This window comes from Aeromonas sp. R7-4, from assembly GCF_040908055.1.
Lineage (GTDB): Bacteria > Pseudomonadota > Gammaproteobacteria > Enterobacterales > Aeromonadaceae > Aeromonas > Aeromonas sanarellii.
In genome coordinates this window covers 24,077-48,489 of sequence record NZ_JBFODA010000057.1, presented here as the reverse complement: position 1 = coordinate 48,489, position 24,413 = coordinate 24,077, and the positions used below count along the sequence as shown (strand labels likewise).

General features: G+C 60.6%; 18 protein-coding genes. 13 read left to right on the top strand and 5 right to left on the bottom strand.

What is annotated here, in order from left to right; all coding sequences use genetic code 11:
* Window positions 1–121: 121 nt before the first annotated feature.
* The 3 genes from trxC (at window position 122) to AB5Y72_RS15160 (ending at window position 2,899) form a co-directional block, all read left to right on the top strand.
* On the top strand, window positions 122–562 hold the full coding sequence (trxC, locus tag AB5Y72_RS15170; RefSeq protein WP_325782607.1) for a thioredoxin TrxC: 441 nt from the start codon (window positions 122–124) through the stop codon (window positions 560–562).
* Window positions 563–716: 154 nt separating this feature from the next.
* The gene (locus tag AB5Y72_RS15165) at window positions 717–2,102 is read left to right on the top strand and encodes a DASS family sodium-coupled anion symporter (protein ID WP_318161457.1); all 1,386 of its coding nucleotides are present in this window, start codon (window positions 717–719) and stop codon (window positions 2,100–2,102) included.
* Between the two features lie 230 nt (window positions 2,103–2,332).
* Window positions 2,333–2,899, top strand: coding sequence for a cytochrome b/b6 domain-containing protein (locus AB5Y72_RS15160; protein ID WP_325782604.1), 567 nt, complete (start codon window positions 2,333–2,335; stop codon window positions 2,897–2,899).
* Window positions 2,900–2,966: 67 nt separating this feature from the next.
* Here the strand turns inward: AB5Y72_RS15160 and AB5Y72_RS15155 are convergent, their stop codons facing one another.
* Together AB5Y72_RS15155 and AB5Y72_RS15150 are read right to left on the bottom strand one after the other, a co-directional pair.
* Window positions 2,967–5,441 carry a glycogen/starch/alpha-glucan phosphorylase gene (locus tag AB5Y72_RS15155; RefSeq protein WP_325782603.1) on the bottom strand — a complete coding sequence of 825 codons (2,475 nt, stop codon included), beginning with the start codon at window positions 5,439–5,441 and terminating at the stop codon, window positions 2,967–2,969.
* Window positions 5,442–5,834: 393 nt separating this feature from the next.
* Window positions 5,835–6,032: a DUF4250 domain-containing protein gene (locus AB5Y72_RS15150; RefSeq protein ID WP_005323525.1), complete on the bottom strand. Its 198-nt coding sequence runs from the start codon at window positions 6,030–6,032 to the stop codon at window positions 5,835–5,837.
* A 233-nt stretch (window positions 6,033–6,265) separates the two neighbouring features.
* Between AB5Y72_RS15150 and AB5Y72_RS15145 the strand changes: the two genes are divergently transcribed.
* Complete coding sequence (locus AB5Y72_RS15145; RefSeq protein WP_325782602.1) at window positions 6,266–6,745, top strand: cell division inhibitor; 480 nt, start codon at window positions 6,266–6,268, stop codon at window positions 6,743–6,745.
* A 188-nt stretch (window positions 6,746–6,933) separates the two neighbouring features.
* Here the strand turns inward: AB5Y72_RS15145 and AB5Y72_RS15140 are convergent, their stop codons facing one another.
* Window positions 6,934–8,457, bottom strand: coding sequence for a fumarate hydratase (locus AB5Y72_RS15140; protein WP_042076956.1), 1,524 nt, complete (start codon window positions 8,455–8,457; stop codon window positions 6,934–6,936).
* A gap of 210 nt (window positions 8,458–8,667) precedes the next feature.
* Here AB5Y72_RS15140 and pabB point away from each other — a divergent pair, with 210 nt between their 5' ends.
* The 4 genes from pabB (at window position 8,668) to AB5Y72_RS15120 (ending at window position 12,636) form a co-directional block, all read left to right on the top strand.
* The gene (gene pabB / locus AB5Y72_RS15135; RefSeq protein ID WP_325782601.1) at window positions 8,668–10,038 is read left to right on the top strand and encodes an aminodeoxychorismate synthase component I; all 1,371 of its coding nucleotides are present in this window, start codon (window positions 8,668–8,670) and stop codon (window positions 10,036–10,038) included.
* A 39-nt stretch (window positions 10,039–10,077) separates the two neighbouring features.
* Window positions 10,078–10,668 carry a CoA pyrophosphatase gene (locus AB5Y72_RS15130; protein ID WP_042076979.1) on the top strand — a complete coding sequence of 197 codons (591 nt, stop codon included), beginning with the start codon at window positions 10,078–10,080 and terminating at the stop codon, window positions 10,666–10,668.
* A gap of 191 nt (window positions 10,669–10,859) precedes the next feature.
* Window positions 10,860–12,158: an HAAAP family serine/threonine permease gene (locus tag AB5Y72_RS15125; protein ID WP_042076959.1), complete on the top strand. Its 1,299-nt coding sequence runs from the start codon at window positions 10,860–10,862 to the stop codon at window positions 12,156–12,158.
* 346 nt (window positions 12,159–12,504) lie between these two features.
* Complete coding sequence (locus tag AB5Y72_RS15120; RefSeq protein ID WP_325782600.1) at window positions 12,505–12,636, top strand: hypothetical protein; 132 nt, start codon at window positions 12,505–12,507, stop codon at window positions 12,634–12,636.
* A gap of 266 nt (window positions 12,637–12,902) precedes the next feature.
* Here AB5Y72_RS15120 and sstT read toward each other — a convergent pair whose 3' ends face one another.
* Window positions 12,903–14,153: a serine/threonine transporter SstT gene (sstT, locus tag AB5Y72_RS15115; protein WP_325782599.1), complete on the bottom strand. Its 1,251-nt coding sequence runs from the start codon at window positions 14,151–14,153 to the stop codon at window positions 12,903–12,905.
* A gap of 331 nt (window positions 14,154–14,484) precedes the next feature.
* Here sstT and AB5Y72_RS15110 point away from each other — a divergent pair, with 331 nt between their 5' ends.
* From AB5Y72_RS15110 to AB5Y72_RS15095, 4 genes are all read left to right on the top strand, one after another.
* Window positions 14,485–16,407 (top strand): RecQ family ATP-dependent DNA helicase, encoded by a 1,923-nt coding sequence (locus AB5Y72_RS15110; protein WP_325782598.1) that lies wholly within the window; start codon window positions 14,485–14,487, stop codon window positions 16,405–16,407.
* A 556-nt stretch (window positions 16,408–16,963) separates the two neighbouring features.
* On the top strand, window positions 16,964–18,886 hold the full coding sequence (locus AB5Y72_RS15105; protein ID WP_042076962.1) for a PrkA family serine protein kinase: 1,923 nt from the start codon (window positions 16,964–16,966) through the stop codon (window positions 18,884–18,886).
* Between the two features lie 24 nt (window positions 18,887–18,910).
* On the top strand, window positions 18,911–20,182 hold the full coding sequence (locus AB5Y72_RS15100; protein ID WP_325782597.1) for a YeaH/YhbH family protein: 1,272 nt from the start codon (window positions 18,911–18,913) through the stop codon (window positions 20,180–20,182).
* Between the two features lie 10 nt (window positions 20,183–20,192).
* A complete protein-coding gene (locus AB5Y72_RS15095; protein ID WP_042076964.1) occupies window positions 20,193–21,713 on the top strand; it encodes a SpoVR family protein in 1,521 nt (506 codons plus the stop codon).
* A gap of 67 nt (window positions 21,714–21,780) precedes the next feature.
* Here the strand turns inward: AB5Y72_RS15095 and fadR are convergent, their stop codons facing one another.
* Window positions 21,781–22,494, bottom strand: a complete 714-nt coding sequence (fadR, locus tag AB5Y72_RS15090) for a fatty acid metabolism transcriptional regulator FadR (RefSeq protein ID WP_042076965.1) — start codon at window positions 22,492–22,494, stop codon at window positions 21,781–21,783.
* A gap of 333 nt (window positions 22,495–22,827) precedes the next feature.
* Between fadR and nhaB the strand changes: the two genes are divergently transcribed.
* The gene (gene nhaB, locus AB5Y72_RS15085; protein ID WP_318161460.1) at window positions 22,828–24,402 is read left to right on the top strand and encodes a Na(+)/H(+) antiporter NhaB; all 1,575 of its coding nucleotides are present in this window, start codon (window positions 22,828–22,830) and stop codon (window positions 24,400–24,402) included.
* Window positions 24,403–24,413 lie beyond the last annotated feature (11 nt).

Here is a 24,413-nt window from a genome sequence, read left to right as displayed (position 1 = left end):
CGGTGACACGGGGTCACGGCCGGAGGGCCCACTGTGAAAAACAACTGGGTGCTATGTTACCGTTAGTCGGCGCTCTGAATGCAATAAAGATGTTGCCGGGCCATGAAATAAGGAAGCAAATATGTCACTTGTCACTACCTATTGTAGCCAATGCTTTACCCGCAATCGCCTGCCCGCCGAAAAAACAGACTCAAATGCGAAGTGTGGTCGCTGCCAGCATCCCCTGTTTGCGCACACCCCCGTCACCGGCCGGCTGGCGCACTTCGATGCCCTGATCCAGTCCGACATTCCGGTGGTGGTCGACTTCTGGGCCAGCTGGTGCGGCCCCTGCCTGCAATTTGCCCCCGTCTTTCAGGAGACGGCCCGGGAGCTCGAACCCCGCATCCGTTTCGTCAAGCTCGACACCGAGCAGGAGGCGGCCATCGCCAGCCGCTACGCCATTCGCAGCATTCCGACTCTGATGATCTTCCGGCGGGGGGAGATCCTGGCCCAGCGCAGCGGGGCCCTGCCCAAGGGGATGTTCAAGGAGTGGCTGCTCTCCTTCGCGATCACGCCAGAATGAAAATGAAATGTTTTATTTGTGTTTAATTTCAGATCCATTTTCACTTGACTCTGTGAGTCGCCACATGGTTTGACCACAAGCCCCTGTTTCAAACAGGGGCTTGAATGTAATCTCGGCAACACAACAACAACCATAAATTAACCGAGAGAACAACATGCCAACCTCTGCACTGCCTTCCACCCCCTCACGCTGGCTGGACATCAAGTCCGGGATCGTCATCCTGGATCTCCTGCTGCTCTGTGCCATGCTCGCCTGGCTCCCGTTTGATCCCATGGTCAACAAGGGGCTCGGCATCCTGATCTTCATCGCCATCCTCTGGCTGACCGAGGCGGTGAACATCACCATCACCGCCATCTCCATCCCGGTGCTCGCCACCCTGCTCGGGGTCTTTGACATGAGCAAGTCGCTGACCGACTTCGCCAACCCCGTCCTGTTCCTCTTCTTCGGCGGCTTCGCCCTCGCGGCGGCGCTCTCCAAGCAGGGACTCGATACCCAGATCGCCGGCAAGGTGATGCAGCTCGCCAAGGGGCACCTCGGCTGGGCCGCCATCGTGCTCTTCACCATCACGGCAGCCCTCTCCATGTGGATCAGCAACACCGCCACCGCCGCCATGATGATGCCGCTCGCCCTCGGCATGCTCAAGGGCCTGGATGTGCACAAGGAGCGTCGTACCCTGGTCTTCGTCCTGCTCGGTGTCGCCTACAGCGCCAGCATCGGCGGCATCGGCACCCTGGTGGGCAGCCCGCCCAATGCCATCGCCGCCGCCCAGATGGGCCTTGGCTTCACCGACTGGCTGAAATTCGGCATCCCTGTGGTGCTCATCTTCATGCCGGTAGGCATAAGCCTGCTCTACTGGGTGACCCGTCCCAATCTCTCCCACCAGGTCAGCACCGAGCGGGTCACCATAGAGTGGACAGGCCAGCGCAAGACGACCCTGCTCATCTTCCTCACTACTGTGCTGCTGTGGATCGGCTCCCAGCCCCTCGCCGCGGCCCTGGGCGGCATTCCCCAATTCGATACCCTAATCGCCATGGGTGCCATCCTGGCCATCGCCGTCAGCCGGGTCGCCAGCTGGGATGACATCAACCAGAACACCGACTGGGGCGTGCTGCTGCTGTTCGGAGGCGGCCTCACCCTGAGCGCCATCCTGAAACAGACCGGGGCCAACGCCTTCCTGGCGGAGCACCTCTCCAGCGGCCTCTCCGCCATGCCCATCTTCGTCATCCTGCTCTGCCTGGCCGCCTTCGTGGTGTTCCTGACCGAGCTGGTCTCCAACACTGCCACCGCCGCCCTGCTGGTGCCGCTGTTCGCCGGGGTGGCCGAGGCGCTGGGGGTCTCCCCCGTGGTGGTGTCCGTGCTCATCGCGGTCGGCGCCTCCTGCGCCTTCATGCTGCCGGTGGCCACCCCGCCCAACGCCATCGTCTTTGCGAGCGGTCACATCCAGCAGCGGGAGATGATGCGGGCCGGTCTGGTGCTGAACCTGGTGTTCACCGTCATTCTGACCCTGCTCGCCTATTTCATGGGGGACATCCTCCACTGATGTTCGCCCGCAGGCGGCCCTGATGACCCTCAAAGCCCCGCTTCGCCGGGGCTTTGTTTTTCCCGCGGTCGCCTCCCTCATCGCGCCGACATGGCAACCAGCCCCCTCGGCTTCCCGGCCGTGCTCGCATTAACACTGCCTTAAGAAATCCCTCCCATGATGCAGGACAACGACAGGCGAGCCACCCGTGACGCGGAGGGCTCGACACATCACGACGAGAGGATCATGTCATGGGGAACACGATGCAGAGCGGCAATGAAATCAAGGTGTGGGACTGGGTGGTCAGGGGCTTTCACTGGGCCACCGTGCTTTTATGCGTGCTGAACCTCTTCATCCTCGAGGAGGGGGAGCGCAACCACCGTTATGCGGGATATGCGCTGGCCGGACTGCTGGTGCTGCGCATCCTGTGGGGGTTCATCGGCTCTTACCATGCCAGGTTTGCCCAGTGGCTGCCGACGCCGGCTGGCGTCATCGCCTATCTCAAGAGCACCCTGCAGGGACGGCATCCCTACTACGCCGGCCACAATCCGCTGGGCTCCCTGATGGTATTGCTGCTCCTGACCTGCCTGGCAGGCACCGCCGCGAGCGGGATCATGACCGAATACGGGCCGCTGGCGGGCAGCCATCTCATGGAGGAGGTGCACGAGTTCTTTGCCAAGGCGCTGCAGATCGCCATCTTCGTCCATGTGCTGGCGGTCATCGCCCTCGATCGCCTGGTGCGGGGGGATCTCGTCAGGGGGATGATCACCGGCAAAAAGCGCGTGCCGGCAGGCACCCGGGTGGTCGACAGACCCTGATGACAGAGCTCTGGAGCTGATGGCATAAAAAAACCCCGCATCGCGGGGTTTTTCATAGGGGTGGCGATCAGCCGACGCTACAGCTCTTGAGCTTCCAGATCCGGTCCACGTAGTCCTGGATGGAGCGGTCGGAGTTGAACTTACCCATGGTGGCGGAGTTGATGATGGCCTTCTTCGCCCACAGGGCCGGATCCCGATACCAGGCATCGATCAGCTTGTGCGCCTCGGAGTAGGACTCGAAGTCCGCCAGGGTCAGGTAGGGATCCCCCCCTTCCAGCAAGGAGCGCTTGATGGAGGCGAGCTCCCCCGGGCGACCCGGCGTGAAGTAGTCGGTATCGAACCAGTCCAGTACGGCCTTGAGCTCGGAGTTGGCGTAGTAGAAGTCGTACGGGTTGTAACCGCGCGCCTTCAGGGACTTCACCTCGTCCACGTTCAGGCCGAAGATCGCGCAGTTCTCGGCGCCCGCTTCCTCGGCGATCTCGATGTTGGCGCCGTCCAGGGTACCTATGGTGATGGCGCCGTTCAGTGCCATCTTCATGTTGCCGGTGCCGGACGCTTCATAACCGGCGGTGGAGATCTGCTCGGAGACGTCGGCCGCCGGGATCAGCTTCTCGGCCAGGCTCACGCGGTAGTTCGGCATGAACACCACTTTCAGCTTGCCCTGGATGCGGGCGTCGTTGTTGACCCGCTCCGCCAGCTTGTTGATGGCGTAGATGATATCCTTGGCCAGCTTGTAACCAGGCGCCGCCTTGGAGCCGAAGATGAACACGCGCGGGTGCATGTCATAGTCGGGGTTCGCCAGCAGACGACGGTAGAGCGCCATGATGTGGATGAGGTTCAGCTGCTGGCGCTTGTACTCGTGCAGACGCTTGATCTGGACGTCGAAGATCGCCTCCGCGCTCACCTCGATGCCGGTTTCGGCCTTGATGACCTTGACCAGCTTCTCCTTGTTGTGACGCTTGATGGTCATGAACTGCTGCTGGAAGGCCTGGTCGTCGGCAAACTTCACCACGCTGCGCAGCTTGTCGAGCTGCAGCGGCCATTCCTTGCCCACCACCTCGTTGTAGAGCTCGGCGAGCTCGGGGTTGCAGGCCAGCAGCCAACGACGCGGGGTCACGCCGTTGGTGACGTTGCACATCTTCTCCGGCCACAGCTCGGCGTACTCGGGGAAGAGATCCTCCTTCACCAGCTTGGAGTGGATCTCGGCCACGCCGTTCACCTTGGAGGAGCCGATGACGCACAGGTTGCCCATGCGCACCTTGCGCACGTCACCCTCTTCGATGATGGAGAGCTTGGCCTTGATGGCGTCGTTGCCCGGCCATTTCGGCTCGACCAGCTCGTTCAGGAAGCGGGCGTTGATTTCATAAATGATCTCGAGATGACGGGGCAACACCTTCTCGAACAGGCTGACGGACCACTTCTCCAGCGCTTCGGGCAGCAGGGTGTGGTTGGTGTAGGAGAAGACCTGATAGCAGATACCCCAGGCGGTATCCCAGGTCAGCCCTTCTTCATCCACCAGCACCCGCATCAGCTCGGGGATGGCCACTGTGGGGTGGGTGTCGTTGAGCTGGATGGCGATCTGCGCGGCAAAGTTGCCGAACTCGGCGCCATGGACCCGCTTGTAGCGACGCATGATGTCCTTGATGGAGCAGGCACAGAAGAAGTACTGCTGGATCAGGCGCAGCTCCTTGCCCGCGTCTGTTTCGTCGTTCGGGTAGAGCACCTTGGAGATGGTCTCAGCCTGGGCCTTCTCGGCCTGGGAGTCGACGTAACCACCGGCATTGAACACGTCCCAGTCGAAGAACTCGGAGGCGCGGGATTCCCACAGGCGCAGGATGTTGACGGTACTGCCGCCAAAACCGACGACCGGGATATCCCAGGGCACCCCTTTGATCTTGCGACCGGCGTGCCACACCTTCTTCAGGCCGCCCTTGTCACCAAACACTGTCTCCACGTAGCCGTAGAGCGGGATCTCCTGCACAGACTCGGGGCGGCAGATCTCCCAGGGGTTGCCATATTCGCGCCAGGAGTCCGGACGCTCGATCTGGCGGCCATCCTGAATTTCCTGACGGAACAGGCCGTGTTCGTAATGGATGCCATAGCCCACCGCCGGGTAGTTCAGGGTGGCCAGGGAATCGATGAAGCAGGCGGCCAGACGGCCCAGGCCGCCATTGCCGAGGGCCATGTCGGGCTCTTGCTCGCAGAGATCGGTCAGTTCCAGACCGAGTTCACCCAGCGCCTCTTCGCAGATCTTGTACAGGGAGAGGTTGTGCAGGTTGTTGGAGGTCAAACGCCCCATCAGGAATTCAGCAGAGAGATAGTGAATCGCACGAGTATCTTTCTTGAAGTGAGTCTGCTGAGTGCGGGTCAGGCGCTCGTACACCTGTTCATTGACGGCGGCAGCGGTCGCTTTCCACCAGGCATCCGGAGAGGCTTTCTGTTCGCTTGTACCCAAGGTAGAACGCAGGTGACGCACGATACTCGCCTTGAGCTGATCTTTATCCAGTTGGAGATCCTGGTCTGTCTTCTTCTTGGTAGCCATAAACCATTTTCCTTCGTTACAAATAAAAATGTCATCCCATTGGGGACCGGCGCTGTTGTTATCTCAGAATATGCTCCGGCGTGGGCATACTAGCTAAAGCCAGGGGTTGAAAAGTTAACGTGAGTCACACTTTAACGCATAAAAATGACAGTTTCACCATGAAAACCCTTTCCTTAAATTTCGGGGCGGGAAATAAAAATAACCTTTTAAATCAACACAATGCATGAATTCACAAAAGATAAATTCATGAATAGGTTTTCAATGTTTGCCTGCGGCTGAAAATACGTGAAAATAACTGCCAATATGATTGAAGGTGAAACCGCTTTCAATGCTTGCCATGTTCAGGCGGCAATAAAAGGAAGGTGCTCCAAGCGGAGCACCCTGCCCTGCCAATTAGCCATGGGCCTTGAACTGGTTGCTCATGGGATCATAGTGATACCCAATCTGCTGCAGACGGGTGGCCAGTTGATCCTCCGTCATGTCGTAATAAGCCAGCAGCTCTTCCAGACCATCGCACTCCAGCCGCAGCTTCTCGTTGATGATCCCGAGCAGAATGTTGGCATCCAGCCGCTGCAAGGTACTGACGTCCATCTTGCTCCCTCCTCTCGTCATACAGACTGTATAACCATGGGCGCCGACCCGCTATTTGTCTACAGCTCACAAAACACCCACCTCATGCCAAATAAAAATATTCTTTTTATTCATAACCTTAAGTATTGATATTGCCAATCCGCTCACATTTTTAGCCACAAGCGACTTGTCACTCCCGCAAGATGGAACTACTGTATGCACATACAGCATGGTTATTCATACAGGAACGACATATGAGCCAGCCCCTGAGTCACCGCCCTCTCTCCTCCTCTGCCGGTCTGATCACCACCTGGCCCACCCGCCATCAGAGCAAGATGGGGCATGATCAGCGGCTCGGTGCCAACCTTCACGAGACACCGCTGCTCGATGCGCTGGGCCGCCTGAGCCAGAGCGACCGCGGCTGGATCCTGCTCATCGCGCCGCCCGGCCTGCCCGTCGCCGAGCAGTTGCAGGCACAGGGGATCAACCCTGCCAGGGTGCTGGTCGTGCACGGTCGCAAGATCAAGAATTGGCAGCGTCTGCTGGAGCAGAGCCTGATCAATGGCCACTGTGCCGCCGTGCTGACCTGGCTGCCCGAACAGGTTGCCCTGGATCGCGGCAGACTGAACACCCTGGGCCAGCGCGCCGGCGTCTTGACCCGCTTCTTCGAACCCGTGCCCTCCCGGGGAGGCGCCCTTGGCTACGGCGGCCAGGATGTCTACCTGAACCATTGAGTAGGCCTACGGCTCCGGGCTGGTCTCTGAAAAGCCCCTTGCGTCATAGGGTCATAAGACCAGAGCACCATTATCAAGGCGTGGCGATCGGCAAACGAGGCGCACAAGAAAGGCGACCCTGAGGTCGCCTTCTGTCATCTCCATACCGGTGGCAGTTTCCCTGCCCGGCCCCCGACGGGGGCTGCGGATCACGCGAGCTTGGTATCCAGCTCGGCAATCTTGGCGGACCAGTAGGCCGGCCCGGTTTCATGGATGTTGTTGCCCTGGGAGTCGACCGCCACGGTGACCGGCATGTCTTCCACCTCGAACTCGTAGATGGCTTCCATGCCGAGATCGGCAAAGGCCACTACCCGCGCCTTCTTGATGGCTTTCGCCACCAGATAGGCGGCGCCACCGACCGCCATCAGATAAACGGCCTGGTGCTGCTTGATGCTCTCGACCGTCTTGGGGCCGCGCTCGGACTTGCCGATCATGCCGATGAGGCCGGTTTCTCCCAGCATCATGTCGGTGAACTTGTCCATCCGGGTGGAGGTCGTCGGGCCGGCCGGGCCGACCACTTCGTCACGCACCGCATCGACAGGGCCCACGTAATAGATGAAGCGGTTGGTGAAATCGACCCCTTCCGGCAGCCCTTCACCGTTCTTGAGCATGTCGGCGATGCGCTTGTGGGCGGCGTCGCGACCGGTCAGGATCTTGCCGGAGAGCAGCACGGTATCGCCACTCTTCCAGCTGGCGAGCTCGGCCTTGGTGATACCGTCGACGTTGACCCGGCGCACGTTGCCCCCCGCCTCGCGGGTGATCTCGGGCCAATCGGCCAGCTTGGGCGGGGTCAGCTCGGCCGGGCCCGAGCCATCGAGCTCGAAATGCACGTGACGGGTAGCGGCACAATTGGGGATCATCACCACGGGTTTGGAGGCGGCGTGAGTCGGCGCGGATTTCACCTTCACGTCCAGCACGGTAGTGAGGCCGCCGAGGCCCTGGGCACCTATCCCCAGCCTGTTGACCTTATCGTAGAGCTCGACCCGCAGCTTCTCTTCGGTGGTTTGCGGACCACGGGCGATCAGCTCCTGGATGTCGATGTGCTCCATCAGGGCTTCCTTGGCGAGCACGGCCGCCTTCTCGGCGGTGCCGCCGATGCCGATGCCCAGCATGCCGGGTGGGCACCAGCCGGCCCCCATGGTCGGCACCGTCTTGAGCACCCACTCGACGATGTCGTCGGAAGGGTTGAGCATCACCATCTTGGACTTGTTCTCGGAGCCGCCCCCCTTGGCCGCGATGCTCACCTCCACCTTGTCGCCGGGGATCATGTCGATGTGCACGACGGCAGGGGCATTGTCCTTGGTGTTCTTGCGGCTGCCCGCCGGATCGGCCAGCACGGAGGCGCGCAGCGGGTTGTCCGGGTTGGTATAGGCACGGCGGGTGCCTTCATCCACCATCTCCTGTACCGTCATGTCGCTGTCCCACTGCACCTGCATGCCGATCTTCACGAAACAGGTGACGATGCCGGTATCCTGGCAGAGCGGACGATGACCTTCGGCGGACATGCGGGAGTTGATCAGGATCTGGGCCAGGGCGTCCTTGGCAGCCGGGTTGATCTCCCTGTCATAGGCGGCCTTGGCGGCCTGAACGAAATCGAGGGGGTGGTAGAAGGAGATGTACTGCAGGGCGTCAGCAATGGAATCGATAAAGTCCTGTTTTCTAATGATGCTCATATCATCCTCACTGGTCCTTGTCCTCGCTTGCGCGAGCAAGGGCTTCCATATGAGCCGGGCCTTCGGCAGGCGGCAGGCGCGCCCGGAGCCGGCAGACTACGGCGTGTTTTTATAACGGTGTTTTTCTTAAAAATGCCGGCGGCCATGATACGCTTGAGCACCCGAACCGGCTAGGGAGCCGGGTGCAAACTGTTGCCTATGTAACAAAAAATGAAACCAAGACTGCATATCCACCATTTCGACCCGCAAACCTCGCTGCATGGCCTGTTCGCCCGGTTGCAGCACCAGCCCTGGGCCATCCTGCTGGAGTCCGCCGGTCCCCAGGGGCCCGACAACCGCTTTGACATCGTCAGCGCCGATCCCCTCGCCACCCTGGAGACCCGGGGTGACAGTACCTGCCTGAACCAGGCTGGCAACCTGAGCCACCATGACGACGATCCCCTCGCCCTGCTCGCCGACGTCCAGCGGGCCCTGCTCGGGGATCTGGTTGACGATGACTCGGGTCTGCCGTTTATCGGGGGTGCCATGGGGCTCTTTGGCTACGATCTGGGACGGCGATTCGAGCGCCTGCCAGCGCAGGCACAGGCGGACATCCAGGTGCCGGACATGGCGGTGGGGATCTACGACTGGGCACTGCTGCGGGACGTGGCGACCGACCGCTGGCAACTGGTGCACTGGGGAGACGAGACCGGACTCGCCCGTCGCCTCGCCTGGCTGATGGCGCAGACCGGGCGCTCATCTGCCCCTCTCGCCTTGCTGGGCCCCTGGCAGAGCAACATGACGCGAGCCGAATACGGTGACAAGTTTGCCCGCATCCAGGCATATCTGGCGGCGGGAGACTGCTACCAGATCAACCTGACCCAGCGTTTCAGTGCCCCCTATGAGGGAGGCGAGTGGTCCGCCTATTGCGCCCTCAGCGCCGCCAACAAGGCGCCGTTCTCGGCCTTTGTCCGCCTGCCCCGGAGCGCCATTATGAGCCTCTCCCCGGAGCGCTTCCTGCTGCTCGACGAGCGCCATATCGAGACCAAGCCCATCAAGGGCACCCGCCCCCGCCATCAGGATCCCGTCATCGACGCCCGGGTGGCCGACGCACTCGCCCACGCCGACAAGGACAGATCGGAAAACCTGATGATCGTGGATCTGCTGCGCAACGACATCGGCCGGGTGAGCCGCCCGGGTTCGGTCACTGTGCCGCACCTCTTCGCCGTGGAGTCCTTCCCCGCGGTGCATCACCTGGTCTCCACCATTCACGGGGAGCTGGACCCGCGCTGGCAAGGGGTGGATCTGCTGCGGGCCTGCTTCCCCGGCGGCTCCATCACAGGCGCCCCCAAGATCCGGGCGATGGAGATCATCGAGGAGCTGGAGCCCCACAGACGCAACGCCTACTGCGGCAGCATCGGCTACCTGAGCCAGCACGGGCGGATGGACACCAGCATCTGCATTCGCACCCTGATAGCCGAGGCCGGCCAGCTCCACTGCTGGGCGGGGGGCGGCATCATCTCCGACTCCGACCCCGACGCCGAGTACCAGGAGACCTTCGACAAGGTGGCCCGCATCCTGCCGCTGCTGGATACCCTGTGAACCCAGGCCCTCAGGGCCGCAATATGGAGACCCATGGAGATGACGAGCAGCGAGCTGCTGACCCGCTTCCTGTTGCAACGCCCCGCCCCCGCCCATCGCCTGGCGCTGGGGGGGCTCAAACCGGCGGCTGTGCTGATCCCCCTGGTGGAGCGCCCCCGGGGCCTGCACCTGTTGCTGACCCGTCGCAGTCCCGCCCTGCGCCACCATCCGGGGCAGATAAGCTTCCCCGGCGGACGCCAGGATCCGGACGATGAGAGCCTCATCCACACGGCGCTCCGAGAAACCGAGGAGGAGCTCGGCATTCCCGCCTCCCAGATCCGGGTCATCGGCAGCCTCACCCCCCTCAACACCATCTCCCGCTACGATGTGCTGCCGGTGCTGGCCATGCTCGATCCCGGCTATCGGGTGACCCTGAGCCCGGACGAGGTGGATCAGGCCTTCGAAGTGCCCCTCAGCCATGTGCTGGATCCGGCCCATCACATCGCCCTGACCCTGCCCAGGGCGGGAAAACGCCACACCATCTACTGGATCCCCTGGGAGCACTCTTTCATCTGGGGGGCGACCGCCAGCATGATCCGCCAACTGTCCCAACACCTCTCCGAGCAACATATTGACAACATGCAGGGATGAAGAATCGACCAATTAACATTCAAATAACACTGCATTTGATAAATAAATTTTGATTTTTTATTCTTTTGATCACATTTCTACAAGGAAGTACGGGTTTCTGCCTCATAAAGGTGAATTTGATCAACATTTTTGATGAAAAAAAAAGTATTCTTGCGCCGATTAATTAAAACCACACATTCGGGGTGAGACACATGTCCAATACAGTCACTGGCGCACAGGATGTTGCAGCCGTACAGGAGCAAGGAACCCGCTCAACCCAGGCTCGCGGTTGGAGCAAACAAGACACCACCTGGGTCATCAGCCTGTTCGGTACCGCCGTCGGCGCCGGCATCCTGTTCCTGCCCATCAACGCCGGCATGGGCGGCTTCTGGCCACTGGTGGTGATGGCGCTGCTGGTCGGCCCCATGACCTACCTGGCCCACCGCGGTCTGGCGCGCTTCGTGCTCTCTTCCAAGCAGCCCAATGCCGACATCACAGAGGTGGTGGAAGAGCACTTCGGCATGGGTGCCGGCAAGCTCATCACCCTGCTCTACTTCTTCGCCATCTACCCCATAGTGCTGATCTACGGGGTGGGCATCACCAACACGGTGGAAAGCTTCCTGGTCAACCAGCTGCAAATGACGGCGCCGCCGCGCTGGATCCTCTCCATCGTGCTGATCATGGCCATGATGTCCGTGATGCTGGCCGGCGAGAAGCTGATGCTCAAGGTCACCGAGTTCCTGGTCTACCCGCTCATCGCCATCCTGGCCGGTATCTCCCTCTACCTCATTCCGGACTGGACCGGCGCGGCCCTGAGTGAAGTGCCGAGCGCCAAGGATTTCGCCACCACCCTGTGGCTGACCATTCCGGTGCTGGTCTTCTCCTTCAACCACAGCCCGGCCATCTCCAGCTTCGCCCTGGCCCAGCGCCGCGATCACGGTGACCATGCGGTCGCCAAGTCCGACGCCATCCTCAAGCGTACCGCCGTCATCCTGCTGGGCTTCGTGATGTTCTTCGTCTTCTCCTGCGTGATGAGCCTGACACCGGCCCAGCTGGCGGAGGCCAAGTCCCAGAACATCGCCGTGCTCTCCTACCTGGCCAACCAGCATGCGAGCCCCATCATCTCCTACTTCGGCCCGCTGGTTGCCTTCGTGGCCATCGTCTCCTCCTTCTTCGGCCACTACCTGGGTGCCCGTGAAGGCCTGAAGGGGATGATCGTCCAGAACATGCGCAACTCCGGCAAGACCCCGAACCACAAGAAGATCGAGCTGTTCATCATCGCCTTCTTCATCCTGACCCTGTGGGCCGTGGCCGTGATCAACCCCTCCATCCTCGGGATGATCGAGTCCCTGGGTGGCCCCATCATCGCCACCATCCTGTTCCTCATGCCCATGTACGCCATCAAGCGCGTGCCGGCCATGGCGAAATACCAGGGTCAGATCAGCAACGTCTTCGTGGCAGTCATGGGCCTCATCGCCATCTCCGCCATCCTGTATCAGCTGGTCGGTTAATCCCGCCACCGATAGCGTCGGGCCAGCCTCTGGCCCGACACTCCCCGCAGCCCGGCAGATCCCCTCTGCCGGGCTGTGTTCGTTGTGAGGATCATGCTCCCGGGAGCAGGCGTTCAGATAGTCCCTTCCCGCGGCTCATGGCGCACTCCTCGGCCCAGCTCCCAGCCTTCTTGAGTACCCAGCTCCGCCTTGCCCATCCCCCTCACCCAAAGAGGGGCTCCTGCCCTCTCCCCTCACCAACCTTTTGCCCTGGCCCTTGCAGGCGCAGCGGCATCGGCTTGCATCGGATCAGGCCCCAGCACGACGTGTCCCTCTGACCGGGTTGCGCAGGACGGCAGGATCCCGCTTGGCAATAGCCCTCCGACTCAAGGGATGGGGTGGCCACAGGGCGCAGGCGCGCTCCGGTGGCGTGGCCCTGCACTTCGCCGTACAGGCTGCCCGGCCGTATCGCCTGCCCCCGCGATTGCCCATCCTCTGATGCGATGCGCCACGCCGCCGCTCAGGCAGCAGGAAGCAACGTCACTCATGGCGGAACCACGGGAAGCCGCGCACGCAGACCGGCCTTGGCAGCGGCACGCTGGCGGCCCAAGGTCAATTTGGGGAGCCCCCACCGCGGCCATGGCGACCCTGTGGGGTGGAAGGCTAGATCCAGGGAATGCGGGACATGCGGAATGTGGAGGACAGGGCCAGCAATAAAAAGCGCCCTCCGAGGAGGGCGCTGGCAACTCATGGCACGCGAGGGGATCAGGCTTCGCGGCTGGGGACCGGGGCCATGTCCAGCAGGCTTTCATCCTCGGCCATGCAGGCGGCCGCGGTGAACAGCACGTCGGTGGAGCTGTTGAGGGCCGTCTCGGCGGAGTCCTGCAGCACCCCGATGATGAAGCCCACGGCGACGACCTGCATGGCGATGTCGTTGCTGATGCCAAACAGGCTGCACGCCAGCGGGATCAGCAGCAGGGAGCCACCGGCCACGCCGGAGGCGCCGCAGGCGCTGACGGTGGCGACCACGGAGAGCAGAATGGCGGTAGCCAGATCCACTTCCATCCCCAGGGTGTGCACCGCCGCCATGGAGAGCACTGTGATGGTGATGGCCGCACCGGCCATGTTGATGGTGGCACCCAGCGGGATGGAGACCGCATAGGTGTCTTCCGGCAGGCGCAGCTTCTCGGCCAGCGCCATGTTGACCGGGATGTTGGCGGCGGAGCTGCGGGTGAAGAAGGCGGTCACGCCGCTCTCTTTCAGGCAGGTCAGCACCAGGGGATAGGGGTTGCGCTTGATCTTCCAGAACACGATGAGCGGGTTGACCACGAAGGCGATGAACAGCATGCAGCCGATCAGCACCACCAGCAGCTGGGCATAGCCGAACAGCGCATCGAAGCCGGTCTCGGCCAGGGTGGAGGCGACCAGGCCCAGGATGCCAAGCGGGGCGCAGCGGATCACGGCCTTGACGATGGTAGACACCCCGTGGGACAGGTCGGTGATCACCGCCTTGGTGCTCTCATTGGCGTGGCGCATGGCGATGCCAAGGCCGATGGCCCAGGCCAGGATGCCGATGTAGTTCGCCTCCAGCAGCGCCTTCACCGGGTTGGTCACCACGTTGAACAGCAGGGTCTGCAGCACCTCTGTGATGCCGCCCGGCGGGGAGATCTCGGCGCTGTTGGCCACCAGGTGCAGGTTGGAGGGGAACAGGAAGCTCGCGACCACGGCCACGGCAGCCGCCAGGAAGGTTCCCAGCAGATAGAGCATCAGGATGGGTTTCATGTTGGTCTTCTGACCCTGCTTGTGCCCGATGATCGCCGCCATCACCAGCACGAAGACCAGCAAGGGTGCAACCGCCTTCAGGGCACCGACGAACAGGCTGCCAAGCAGGCCCGCCGCCTTCGCCCATTCCGGCATGAACATGGCAAGGAGGATACCGAGTACCAGACCGACCAGGATCTGGCTAACCAGACTGGTGCTGTTCACCAGTCGAATGAGGGGGTGTTGTTGTGTCATCAAATAGTCCCTGTGCACCCATGGTGCGTGAATCATTAGTCCTGTTGGCAACCCGCCCACGCAAGGACACCGGTCCGGGGACCATGGCGCCGTCGGCAGATCTTCTGCTGGATCCGTCCGTTCGCGTGGGGTTGCGGACAAGGAATATCCCATCTGCCACCGTTTTTTTCCACATAATCACTGAAAAATATCAGGGTCACCTCACAAAAAATCTACAACAATGTGATAACACAATATCAACCGCGACCAAAATGTCACCAAACCAGTCCGATCCTCGGTCAACGCTGGACCAGAAGTGGTATGATGCGGCCCTTTCTCAGGGAGCCTTGCCATGATCACCTCTTTGTTAAGCCGACACTTCGGTTTCGATCGCTTGCGGCCCGGGCAGGAAGCGGTGATCAGCCGTCTGCTGGCCGGCAAGAGTGCGGCCGCCATCTTTCCGACCGGGGCCGGCAAGTCCCTCTGCTATCAGCTACCCGCCCTCGCCCTGCCCCACCTGACTCTGGTGATCTCGCCGCTGATCGCCCTGATGCATGATCAGCTCGCCTTCTTGCAGCGCAAGGGGATCGCCGCCGCGACCCTGGACTCCAGCCAGACGCCGGAGGAGAGCCGGCGCGTGATGCAGCAGGCCAGCGATGGCCGGCTCAAGATCCTGATGATCTCGGTGGAACGCCTCAAGAACGAGCGCTTTCGCCGCTTCATTGCCCAGATCCCCCTGTCCCTCCTGGTGGTGGACGAGGCGCACTGCATCTCGGAGTGGGGCCACAACTTTCGCCCCGATTACCTGAAGCTGCCGGATCATCGCCACGAGCTGGCCATTCCCCAGGTGCTGCTGCTGACCGCTACCGCCACCCCGGCGGTCATGGCCGACATGCAGGCCAAGTTCGCCATCGACGGGGACGATCTGGTGGTGACCGGCTTCTATCGTCCGAACCTGGATCTGGCCGTCATCCCGCTGGCCGGCAGCGCCCGCGACGCCTGGCTGCGCGAGGAGCTGCACCGGGATCCGGCCGCCCCCACCATCGTCTATGTGACCCTGCAGCACAGTGCAGAGCAGTGCGCCGCGCAGTTGCAGGCCAGCGGCATCCGGGCGTGTGCCTACCATGCGGGGCTGGATCCCGCCCTGCGCAGCCAGATCCAGCACGACTTCATGGCGGGCAGGCTAGACTGCATCGTCGCCACCATCGCCTTTGGCATGGGCATCGACAAGGCCGACATTCGCCGGGTCATTCACTACGATCTGCCCAAATCCATCGAGAACTACAGCCAGGAGATAGGCCGCGCCGGGCGCGATGGCCTCCCCTCCCGCTGCACCGTGCTGGCAAGCCGCGTCCAGTTGCCGGTACTGGAAAACTTCGTCTATGGGGATACACCCGACCGCACCGCCATCTTGGGGCTGCTCGGGATCCTGCAAGAGGCTGGCAGCGAGTGGGAATTTGGTCTGCTGCGCCTCTCCAACGAGACCAACATCCGCCAGTTGCCCCTCAAGACCCTGCTGGTCTATCTGGAGATGGCGGGCATCATAGCGCCGGCCTACAACTACTTTGCCGAGTACCGCTTCAGGTTCGTGCTGGAAAAGCAGGCGATCCTGGCCCGGTTCGATCCCAAGCGCCGCCAGTTTCTGGAGCAGGTGTTTGCCTGCGCCCCCCAGGCGCGCACCTGGTGCACCATGGACTTCGAGGCGCTGTGGCAAGGCTATCAGGGGGAACGCCAGCGCGCCGCGGCAGCGCTGGATTATCTGCAGCAGCAGGGCTGGATAGAGCTTGAAAGCAAACAGATGACCGAGGTGTATAGGGTGTTGCGCCAGGGGATCGACGTGGCGTCGCTGGCAGATCAGCTCCATGCCCTGTTCGAGCAAAAAGAGCAGAGTGAACTGGCCCGGCTGCAAGCCCTGCTGACCTTCTTCTCCTCGACCACCTGCCTCAGCCATGAGTTGGCCCGCTATTTTGCCGATGATGCGGCCCCCGAGCGGTGCGGGCACTGCTCCGTTTGCCGGGGAGAGGTCGCTCTATTGCCCCCGTTGCCGACGCCCGCCCTGCCGAACGAGCATGGCCTGCGCGCCTGGTGCGATCCCCTGGTGGCCCTGTGTCACAGCCGGGATCCCCGCCTGCTGACCCGCTTCCTGTGCGGCATCGCCACCCCGCTGACCACCCGGCTCAAGGCCAGGAGCCTGGCCGGTTTTGGCCAGCTGGCGGCCCATCCCTTCGCGGACGTGCTGACGGCGGTCTCCCGCCTCTATCCCGACGAATCCTGATCTGCCGGACGCTGAAAAAATAAGACCCTCGCGGGTGCGAGGGTCAAGCCAACGGAAACGTGCTTAAACAGAGCTTAGTATCTGCACAGTCACCCACTCTCTTGCTAAAGCGATGGCTGCTCGACACAGGGCCAATCTAAAGCAGCCAAAATGTAGCGTCAATGTAAAAATTAGAGTCAAAACACCAAACCAAGTGCATTACGTTGACGTAAACGACACCGCATTTCCTCTCCTTACGCGTCTATCCCTTGCCCCGCCTGCTGCACGCCACCGCAAGGCGGACAACCTGCGTTTTCCGCCCGTACCGCACAAATATTTATTTTTTTATGTCTTTGACATCGGCATCATTGTCGTGGCAAAAATAATTTAACAGTCAGTAACATAGGTATGTCATTGGCTGTCTCTTCCCGCACCAGGATCGGGAAGCTCCCGTACAAACTTAAACCAATGATGGCGATGGATTACTGGGGGCTGTTGACTAGGCTTAAGAGGTAAACAGAACAAAAGTAGTGATCCACTCTTTTTCAGGGCAAGCGACTATAACGAGGGCTAAGTTATGGGCATCTTCGAGCACTATCAACAGCGGTATGAGAAGGCCAGAGAGGAGGAGTACAGCATCCAGGAGTTTCTGGATATGTGCAAACAGGACAAATCCTGCTACGCCTCCGCCGCAGAACGCCTGCTGACCGCCATCGGCGAGCCGGAAATGATCGATACCTCGACCAATCCGCGCCTCAGCCGCCTCTTTTCCAACCGCGTCGTCGCGCGCTATCCCGCTTTCAAAGACTTCTATGGCATGGAAGATGCCATCGAGCAGATCGTCTCCTATCTCAAGCACTCGGCCCAGGGCCTGGAAGAGAAGAAACAGATCCTCTACCTGCTTGGCCCCGTCGGCGGTGGTAAATCCTCGCTGGCAGAAAAACTCAAGTCCCTGATGCAGAAAGTCCCCATCTATCGCATCAAGGGCTCACCGGTCAACGATCACCCCTTCTGCCTGTTCGACATCGAAGAGGATGGCGAGATCCTGGAGAAGGAATACGGCATCCCGCGCCGCTACCTGAGGCCCATCATGTCCCCCTGGGTCGCCAAGCGCCTGCACGAATTTGGCGGCGACATAACCAAGTTCAAGGTGGAGAAGGTCAACCCCTCCATCCTGGATCAGATCGCCATCGCCAAGACGGAGCCTGGCGATGACAACAACCAGGACATCTCCTCCCTGGTCGGCAAGGTCGACATCCGCATGCTGGAACACTATGCCCAGGACGATGCCGACGCCTACTCCTACTCCGGCGCCCTGTGCAAGGCGAACCAGGGGATGATGGAGTTCGTGGAGATGTTCAAGGCCCCCATCAAGGTGCTTCACCCGCTGCTGACCGCCACCCAGGAGGGCAACTACAACGGCACCGAGGGGCTGTCCGCCCTGCCCTTCGACGGCATCCTGCTGGCCCACTCCAACGAATCCGAGTGGCAGCAGTTCCGCAACAACAAGAACAACGAGGCTTTCCTCGACCGGGTTTACATCGTCAAGGTGCCCTATTGCCTGCGGGTCTCGGAGGAGGTGAAGATCTATGAAAAACTGCTGTTCAACAGCGAGCTGACCGATGCCAAGTGCGCCCCGGGGACCCTGGAGCTGCTGGGCCAGTTCTCGGTGCTCTCTCGCCTGAAAGAACCGGAAAACTCCAGCCTCTACTCCAAGATGCGGGTCTATGACGGCGAGAGCCTGAAAGACACGGATCCCAAGGCCAAGAGCTATCAGGAGTATCGCGACTACGCCGGGGTGGACGAGGGCATGAACGGCCTGTCGACCCGCTTCGCGTTCAAGATCCTCTCCCGCGTCTTCAACTTCGACCACGCGGAAGTAGCTGCCAACCCGGTGCACCTCTTCTATGTACTGGAGCAGCAGATCGAGCGGGAACAGTTCCCGCAGGAGCTGCACGATCGCTATCTGGAGTTCATCAAGGGCTATCTGACCCCGCGCTACGTGGAGTTCATCGGCAAGGAGATCCAGACCGCCTACCTCGAGTCCTACTCCGAGTACGGCCAGAACATCTTCGATCGCTACGTCACCTACGCCGACTTCTGGATCCAGGATCAGGAGTATCGTGACCCCGAGACCGGCCAGCTGTTTGACCGCGCATCCCTCAACAGCGAGCTGGAGAAGATAGAAAAACCCGCCGGGATCAGCAACCCGAAAGATTTTCGCAACGAGATCGTCAACTTCGTGCTGCGTGCCCGGGCCAACAACGCAGGCCGTAACCCCAACTGGACCAGTTACGAGAAGCTGCGCACCGTGATCGAGAAGAAGATGTTCTCCAACACGGAAGAGCTGCTGCCGGTTATCTCCTTCAACAGCAAAACCTCGGCCGAGGAGCAGAAGAAGCACGATAACTTTGTCGAACGGATGATGGAGAAGGGCTACACCCGCAAACAGGTGCGCCTGCTCTCCGAGTGGTATCTCAGGGTACGCAAGTCATCCTGACCCTGCCGTGTTCAAGGGGGAGTTATGGCGCATTTTATCGACCGCAGGCTCAACGGCAAAAACAAAAGCGCTGTGAATCGGCAGCGCTTCATTCGCCGCTACAAGAAGCAGATAAAACAAGCGGTCTCGGATGCTGTCTCCAAGCGCAGCATTCAGGACGTGGACAAGGGAGAGAGCATCAGCATCCCGACCAAGGACATCGGGGAACCCCATTTTCATCAGGGGCAAGGCGGCAAACGGGAGATGGTGCATCCGGGCAACGACCAGTTCGTCTCCGGTGACAAGATTGACCGGCCCAAAGGGGGGGGCGGCGGCCAGGGCAGTGGCGAGGGCCAGGCTTCGGATCAAGGAGAGGGAGTCGATGATTTCGTCTTCCAGATCTCCAAGGACGAGTATCTGGATCTGCTGTTCGAGGATCTCGAGCTGCCACGGCTGCAAAAGACCCAGCTCAACCAGCTGATGGAGATGAAGACTTACCGGGCGGGCTACACCTCCAACGGGGTGCCCGCCAACATCAACGTGGTGAGATCCTTGCAGAACTCGCTGGCACGCCGCATGGCGCTGCAGGCAGGCAAGAAACGCCAGCTGCGCGAACTGGAGGAGCGGCTGGCCCAGCTGGTTCGCGAACCCAACGACCATTTCGCCGAGATGGCCCAGCTCGAGAAAGAGATCCGTGAGCTGAAGCGGCGCATCGAGGCAGTGCCCTTTATCGACACCTTCGATCTCAAGTTCAACAACTTCGTCAAACGACCCGTTCCCTCCAGCCAGGCGGTGATGTTCTGCCTGATGGATGTTTCCGGCTCCATGGATCAGGCCACCAAGGAGATGGCCAAGCGTTTCTACATTCTGCTCTACCTCTTCCTGAGTCGGACCTACAAGAATGTGGAAGTGGTCTACATTCGTCACCACACCCAGGCCAAGGAGGTGGACGAGCACGAGTTCTTCTACTCCCAGGAGACCGGCGGCACCATAGTCTCCAGCGCACTCAAGATGATGAACGACATCATCAACGAGCGTTACCCGGCCAATCAGTGGAACATCTATGCGGCACAGGCGTCCGACGGGGACAACTGGGCTGATGACTCCCCCCAGTGCAGGGAGATCCTGATGCGCGACATCATGCCTAGGGTGCGCTACTACTCCTACATCGAGATCACCACCCGCGCCCACCAGACCCTGTGGCACGAGTACGAGGCGGTGGCCGAGCAGTATGCCCACTTCGCGATGGAGCACATCCGCAAGGTGGAAGACATCTATCCGGTCTTCCGGGAGCTGTTCAAGAAGCAAGCGGCTTGAGGGATCACATATGGTAGAAACCGCGAGAAAAATAGCGCCGCTGGACGATGGTCCTGACTGGAACTTCGATCTGCTGGAGATCTATCACCAGGAGATTGCCCGGGTTGCCAAGTTCTATCGGCTGGACACCTACCCCAACCAGATCGAGGTGATCACGGCGGAGCAGATGATGGATGCCTACTCCAGCGTCGGCATGCCCATCGGCTACCAGCACTGGTCGTTCGGCAAGCGCTTCATCCACACCGAGCGCAACTACAAGCGCGGCCAGATGGGGCTGGCCTACGAGATCGTCATCAATTCGGATCCCTGCATCGCCTACCTGATGGAGGAGAACACCATGCCGATGCAGGCTCTGGTGATGGCTCATGCCTGCTATGGCCACAACTCCTTCTTCAAGAACAACTATCTGTTCAAGGCCTGGACCGATGCCTCCTCCATCATCGATTACCTGCTGTTCGCCAAGAACTACATCACCGAGTGCGAGGAGAAACACGGTATCGATGCGGTCGAACGCCTGCTCGACTCCTGTCATGCCCTGATGAACTTCGGGGTGGATCGCTACAAGCGCCCCCAGAAGATCTCGCTGGCCGAAGAGAAACGGCGCCAGAAGGCGCGGGAAGACTATCTGCAGACCCAGGTCAACGAGCTGTGGCGCACCCTGCCCAAGCAGCACAAGATCTCCGGTGTCGAGGACAGGCGTTATCCGGCCGAGCCCCAGGAGAACATTCTCTACTTCATCGAGAAGAATGCTCCCCTGCTCGAGCCCTGGCAGCGGGAAGTGGTGCGCATCGTGCGCAAGATCAGCCAGTACTTCTACCCGCAGAAACAGACCCAGGTGATGAACGAGGGATGGGCCACCTTCTGGCACTACACCATCCTCAATCACCTCTATGACGAGGGGAAGATCAGCGACCGCTTCATGATAGAAGTGCTCCACAGCCACACCAATGTGGTATACCAGCCCCCCTACAACAGCCGTTACTACTCCGGCATCAACCCCTACGCCCTCGGTTTCGCCATGTTCACGGACCTGCGCCGCATCTGCGAACACCCGACCGAGGAGGACAGGCACTGGTTCCCCGACTATGCCGGTACCAACTGGGTCGATACCCTGCACTTCGCCATGCAGAACTTCAAGGACGAGAGCTTCATCAGCCAGTTCCTCAGTCCCAAGGTGATGCGCGACATGAAGCTGTTTGCCATCGACGACGACGATCTGAAGAACTACCTCAGGGTCTCCGCCATCCACAACGAGGAGGGCTACCGGCTGGTGCGAAACACGCTGTCAGCCCAGTACAACCTGAGCAATCTGGAGCCCAACATTCAGGTCTACAACGTGGCGGTGAAGGGCGATCGCTCCCTCACCCTGCGCTACGTGCCCCACAACCGCATTCCCCTGGGTGAGTCGCGCCACGAGGTGCTCAAGCACCTGCACCAGCTGTGGGGGTTCGATGTGATACTGGAGCAGGACAACGGCGAGCTCTCCGCGGACATCATAGGTCGCTGCCCGGATCGCAAGAGCGCGACCTGATGGGCAAGGCGGGAGTCGCAAGCATAAAAAAACGCGCCATCAGGCGCGTTTTTCTTGATCGCGGCAATCAGTTGTCACACAGATTGCTTGGCATGTCCTGGCGCAACCGGGTCCACAACTTGCCCGACTCGATGCCGTACTGACGCACCGTCATGAACACGGCTTCGTGGTCCTTGGTCTCGGCCAGTTTCAGCAGCGTCTTGTAGTAGGCATCCGCCGTCTCGCGCGCCTGCTTGTCGGAGAAGTAATAACGCCCGACGCGGCTATAGAGCCCCTTGAACCCGTTGAGGATCAAGGCATAGATGGGGTTACCCGAAGCAAACGAGAGCTGGTGGTGCAGACGGTAATCGAAGTCCGCATAGGCTTCGGCCGTGTTCTCCACCTCGTCGGCACCGCGCAGGATCTCGGCGGCCTGATCCGGATTGTTGCGAATGGCGCCACGGATGAAGATGGTGCAGATGTTGGTGCGAGCCGACAGCAACTGGGCCACCAGATCCGGCACCTTGTCCTGATCGAGGCGCGCCAGGGTCTCCAGGATATTGAGGCCTGAGGTTTCCCAGAAGTTGTTCACCTTGGTCGGTTTGCCATGCTGGATGGTGAGCCAGCCATCGCGGGCAAGGCGCTGCAGCACTTCGCGCAAGGTAGTGCGAGTCACGCCAATCAGCTCGGACAATTCACGCTCCGCCGGCAGAATGGATCCAGGAGGAAAGCGATTGTTCCAGATGGACTCGATGATGTATTCCTCGGCAAACCCGGCAGGGCTTTGCGCTTTTATGACCATGTAGTGACTCTGTTGTAGTACGTAAAAAGGCTCACGAATAATAGCAAAGCCGGTCATGCTGGCAAGCAGAAGGTCAGTCCTCTGCTCACATTAACCCGATCTTTTTGTTAAAAATATGTATGCGGCGACAACGCGAGAGCCAACCAACCCCCAATGGGGGTGTAATACGCACTTCATCCCTGTGCAAGTTTCGCCACGTTATTTATAGTTATCGCTCCCTTGATTAAAATCATGTGCAATCAATCTGATACAGGTGAATATCCGGAAGTTCGGGTCGAGCCGGGCTCGACTGCATAGACGCAGATACCAACAACAGAACCGAGAACCATCATTATGCCAATCAGCCTAGGGCGCGCGTTTACAAAGAATTTTCTGGGCAATGCCCCGCGATGGTACAAGCTTGCCATCGTCCTATTCCTGCTGATCAATCCGATCGTCTTTCACCTTGATCCCTTCCTGGCTGGCTGGCTGCTGGTCGTCGAGTTCATCTTCACCCTGGCCATGGCCCTCAAGTGCTACCCCTTGCAACCCGGCGGTCTGCTGGCCATCGAGGCGGTACTCATCGGCATGACCTCGGCCGACCAGATCAAGCATGAGCTGGTGGCCAATATAGAAGTGCTGCTGCTGCTGGTCTTCATGGTGGCCGGCATCTACTTCATGAAGCAGTTGCTGCTCTATGTCTTCACCAAGATGCTGGTGCGCATCCACTCCAAGACGCTGCTCTCCCTCGCCTTCTGCCTGGTGTCGGCCTTTTTGTCCGCCTTCCTCGATGCCCTGACCGTGATCGCCGTGGTGATCAGCGTCGCCACCGGTTTCTACGCCATCTACCACAAGGTGGCCTCACGGGATGAGTCCGGCAATCTGCACCACGATGACGAGGAGATCGACGAGCTCTCCCGTCGGCATCTGAACGAATTTCGGGCCTTCTTGCGCAGCCTGATGATGCACGCGGCCATCGGTACCGCACTGGGAGGCGTCTGTACCCTGGTCGGCGAGCCCCAGAACCTCATCATCGGCGAGCAGGCGGGTTGGCATTTCGGCGAGTTTGCTGTTCGCATGTCTCCCGTCACCATCCCCGTGTTCCTCTGCGGTCTGCTCACCTGCATCCTGGTCGAAAGGTTCCGCTGGTTCGGCTATGGCACCCGGCTGCCCGAGCCCGTACGCCACATCATGGAAGCGTACGAACGCGAGGAAGAAGCCCAGCGTACCCCGCAAGACAAGGCCAAGCTGATCGTCCAGGCACTGATCGCCACCTGGCTTATCACGGGGCTGGCCCTGCATCTGGCCGCCGTGGGGCTGATCGGCCTGACCGTCATCGTGCTCGCCACTGCCTTCACCGGCATCACAGAGGAACACGCCCTCGGCAAGGCCTTCCATGAGGCGCTGCCCTTCACCGCCCTGCTCACCGTCTTCTTCAGCGTGGTGGCAGTGATCATCGATCAACAGCTGTTCAAGCCGGTGATCCAGTGGGTGCTGGCGGCCAAGCCCGAGGATCAGCTCGCCCTCTTCTATCTGGCCAACGGCCTGCTCTCCATGGTCAGTGACAACGTCTTCGTCGGCACAGTCTATATCAACGAGGTGAAGACGGCGCTGATCAACGGGGCCATCAGCCGCGCCCACTTCGATCTGCTGGCGGTGGCCATCAACACGGGCACCAACCTGCCCTCGGTCGCCACCCCCAACGGCCAGGCCGCCTTCCTGTTCATGCTGACCTCGGCCCTGGCCCCCCTGCTGCGCCTCTCGTACGGCCGCATGGTATGGATGGCCCTGCCCTATACCCTGGTGCTGGGCCTGGTCGGCTTTTTCTCCGTGGAGCTGTTGCTCGGCCCCGCCACCGAATGGTTCTACCAGGCGGGTTGGCTGATGGAGCACGCCGCCGTGCCCCTGTCGGCGCCGGCGGCACACTGATGGTGAAAGGG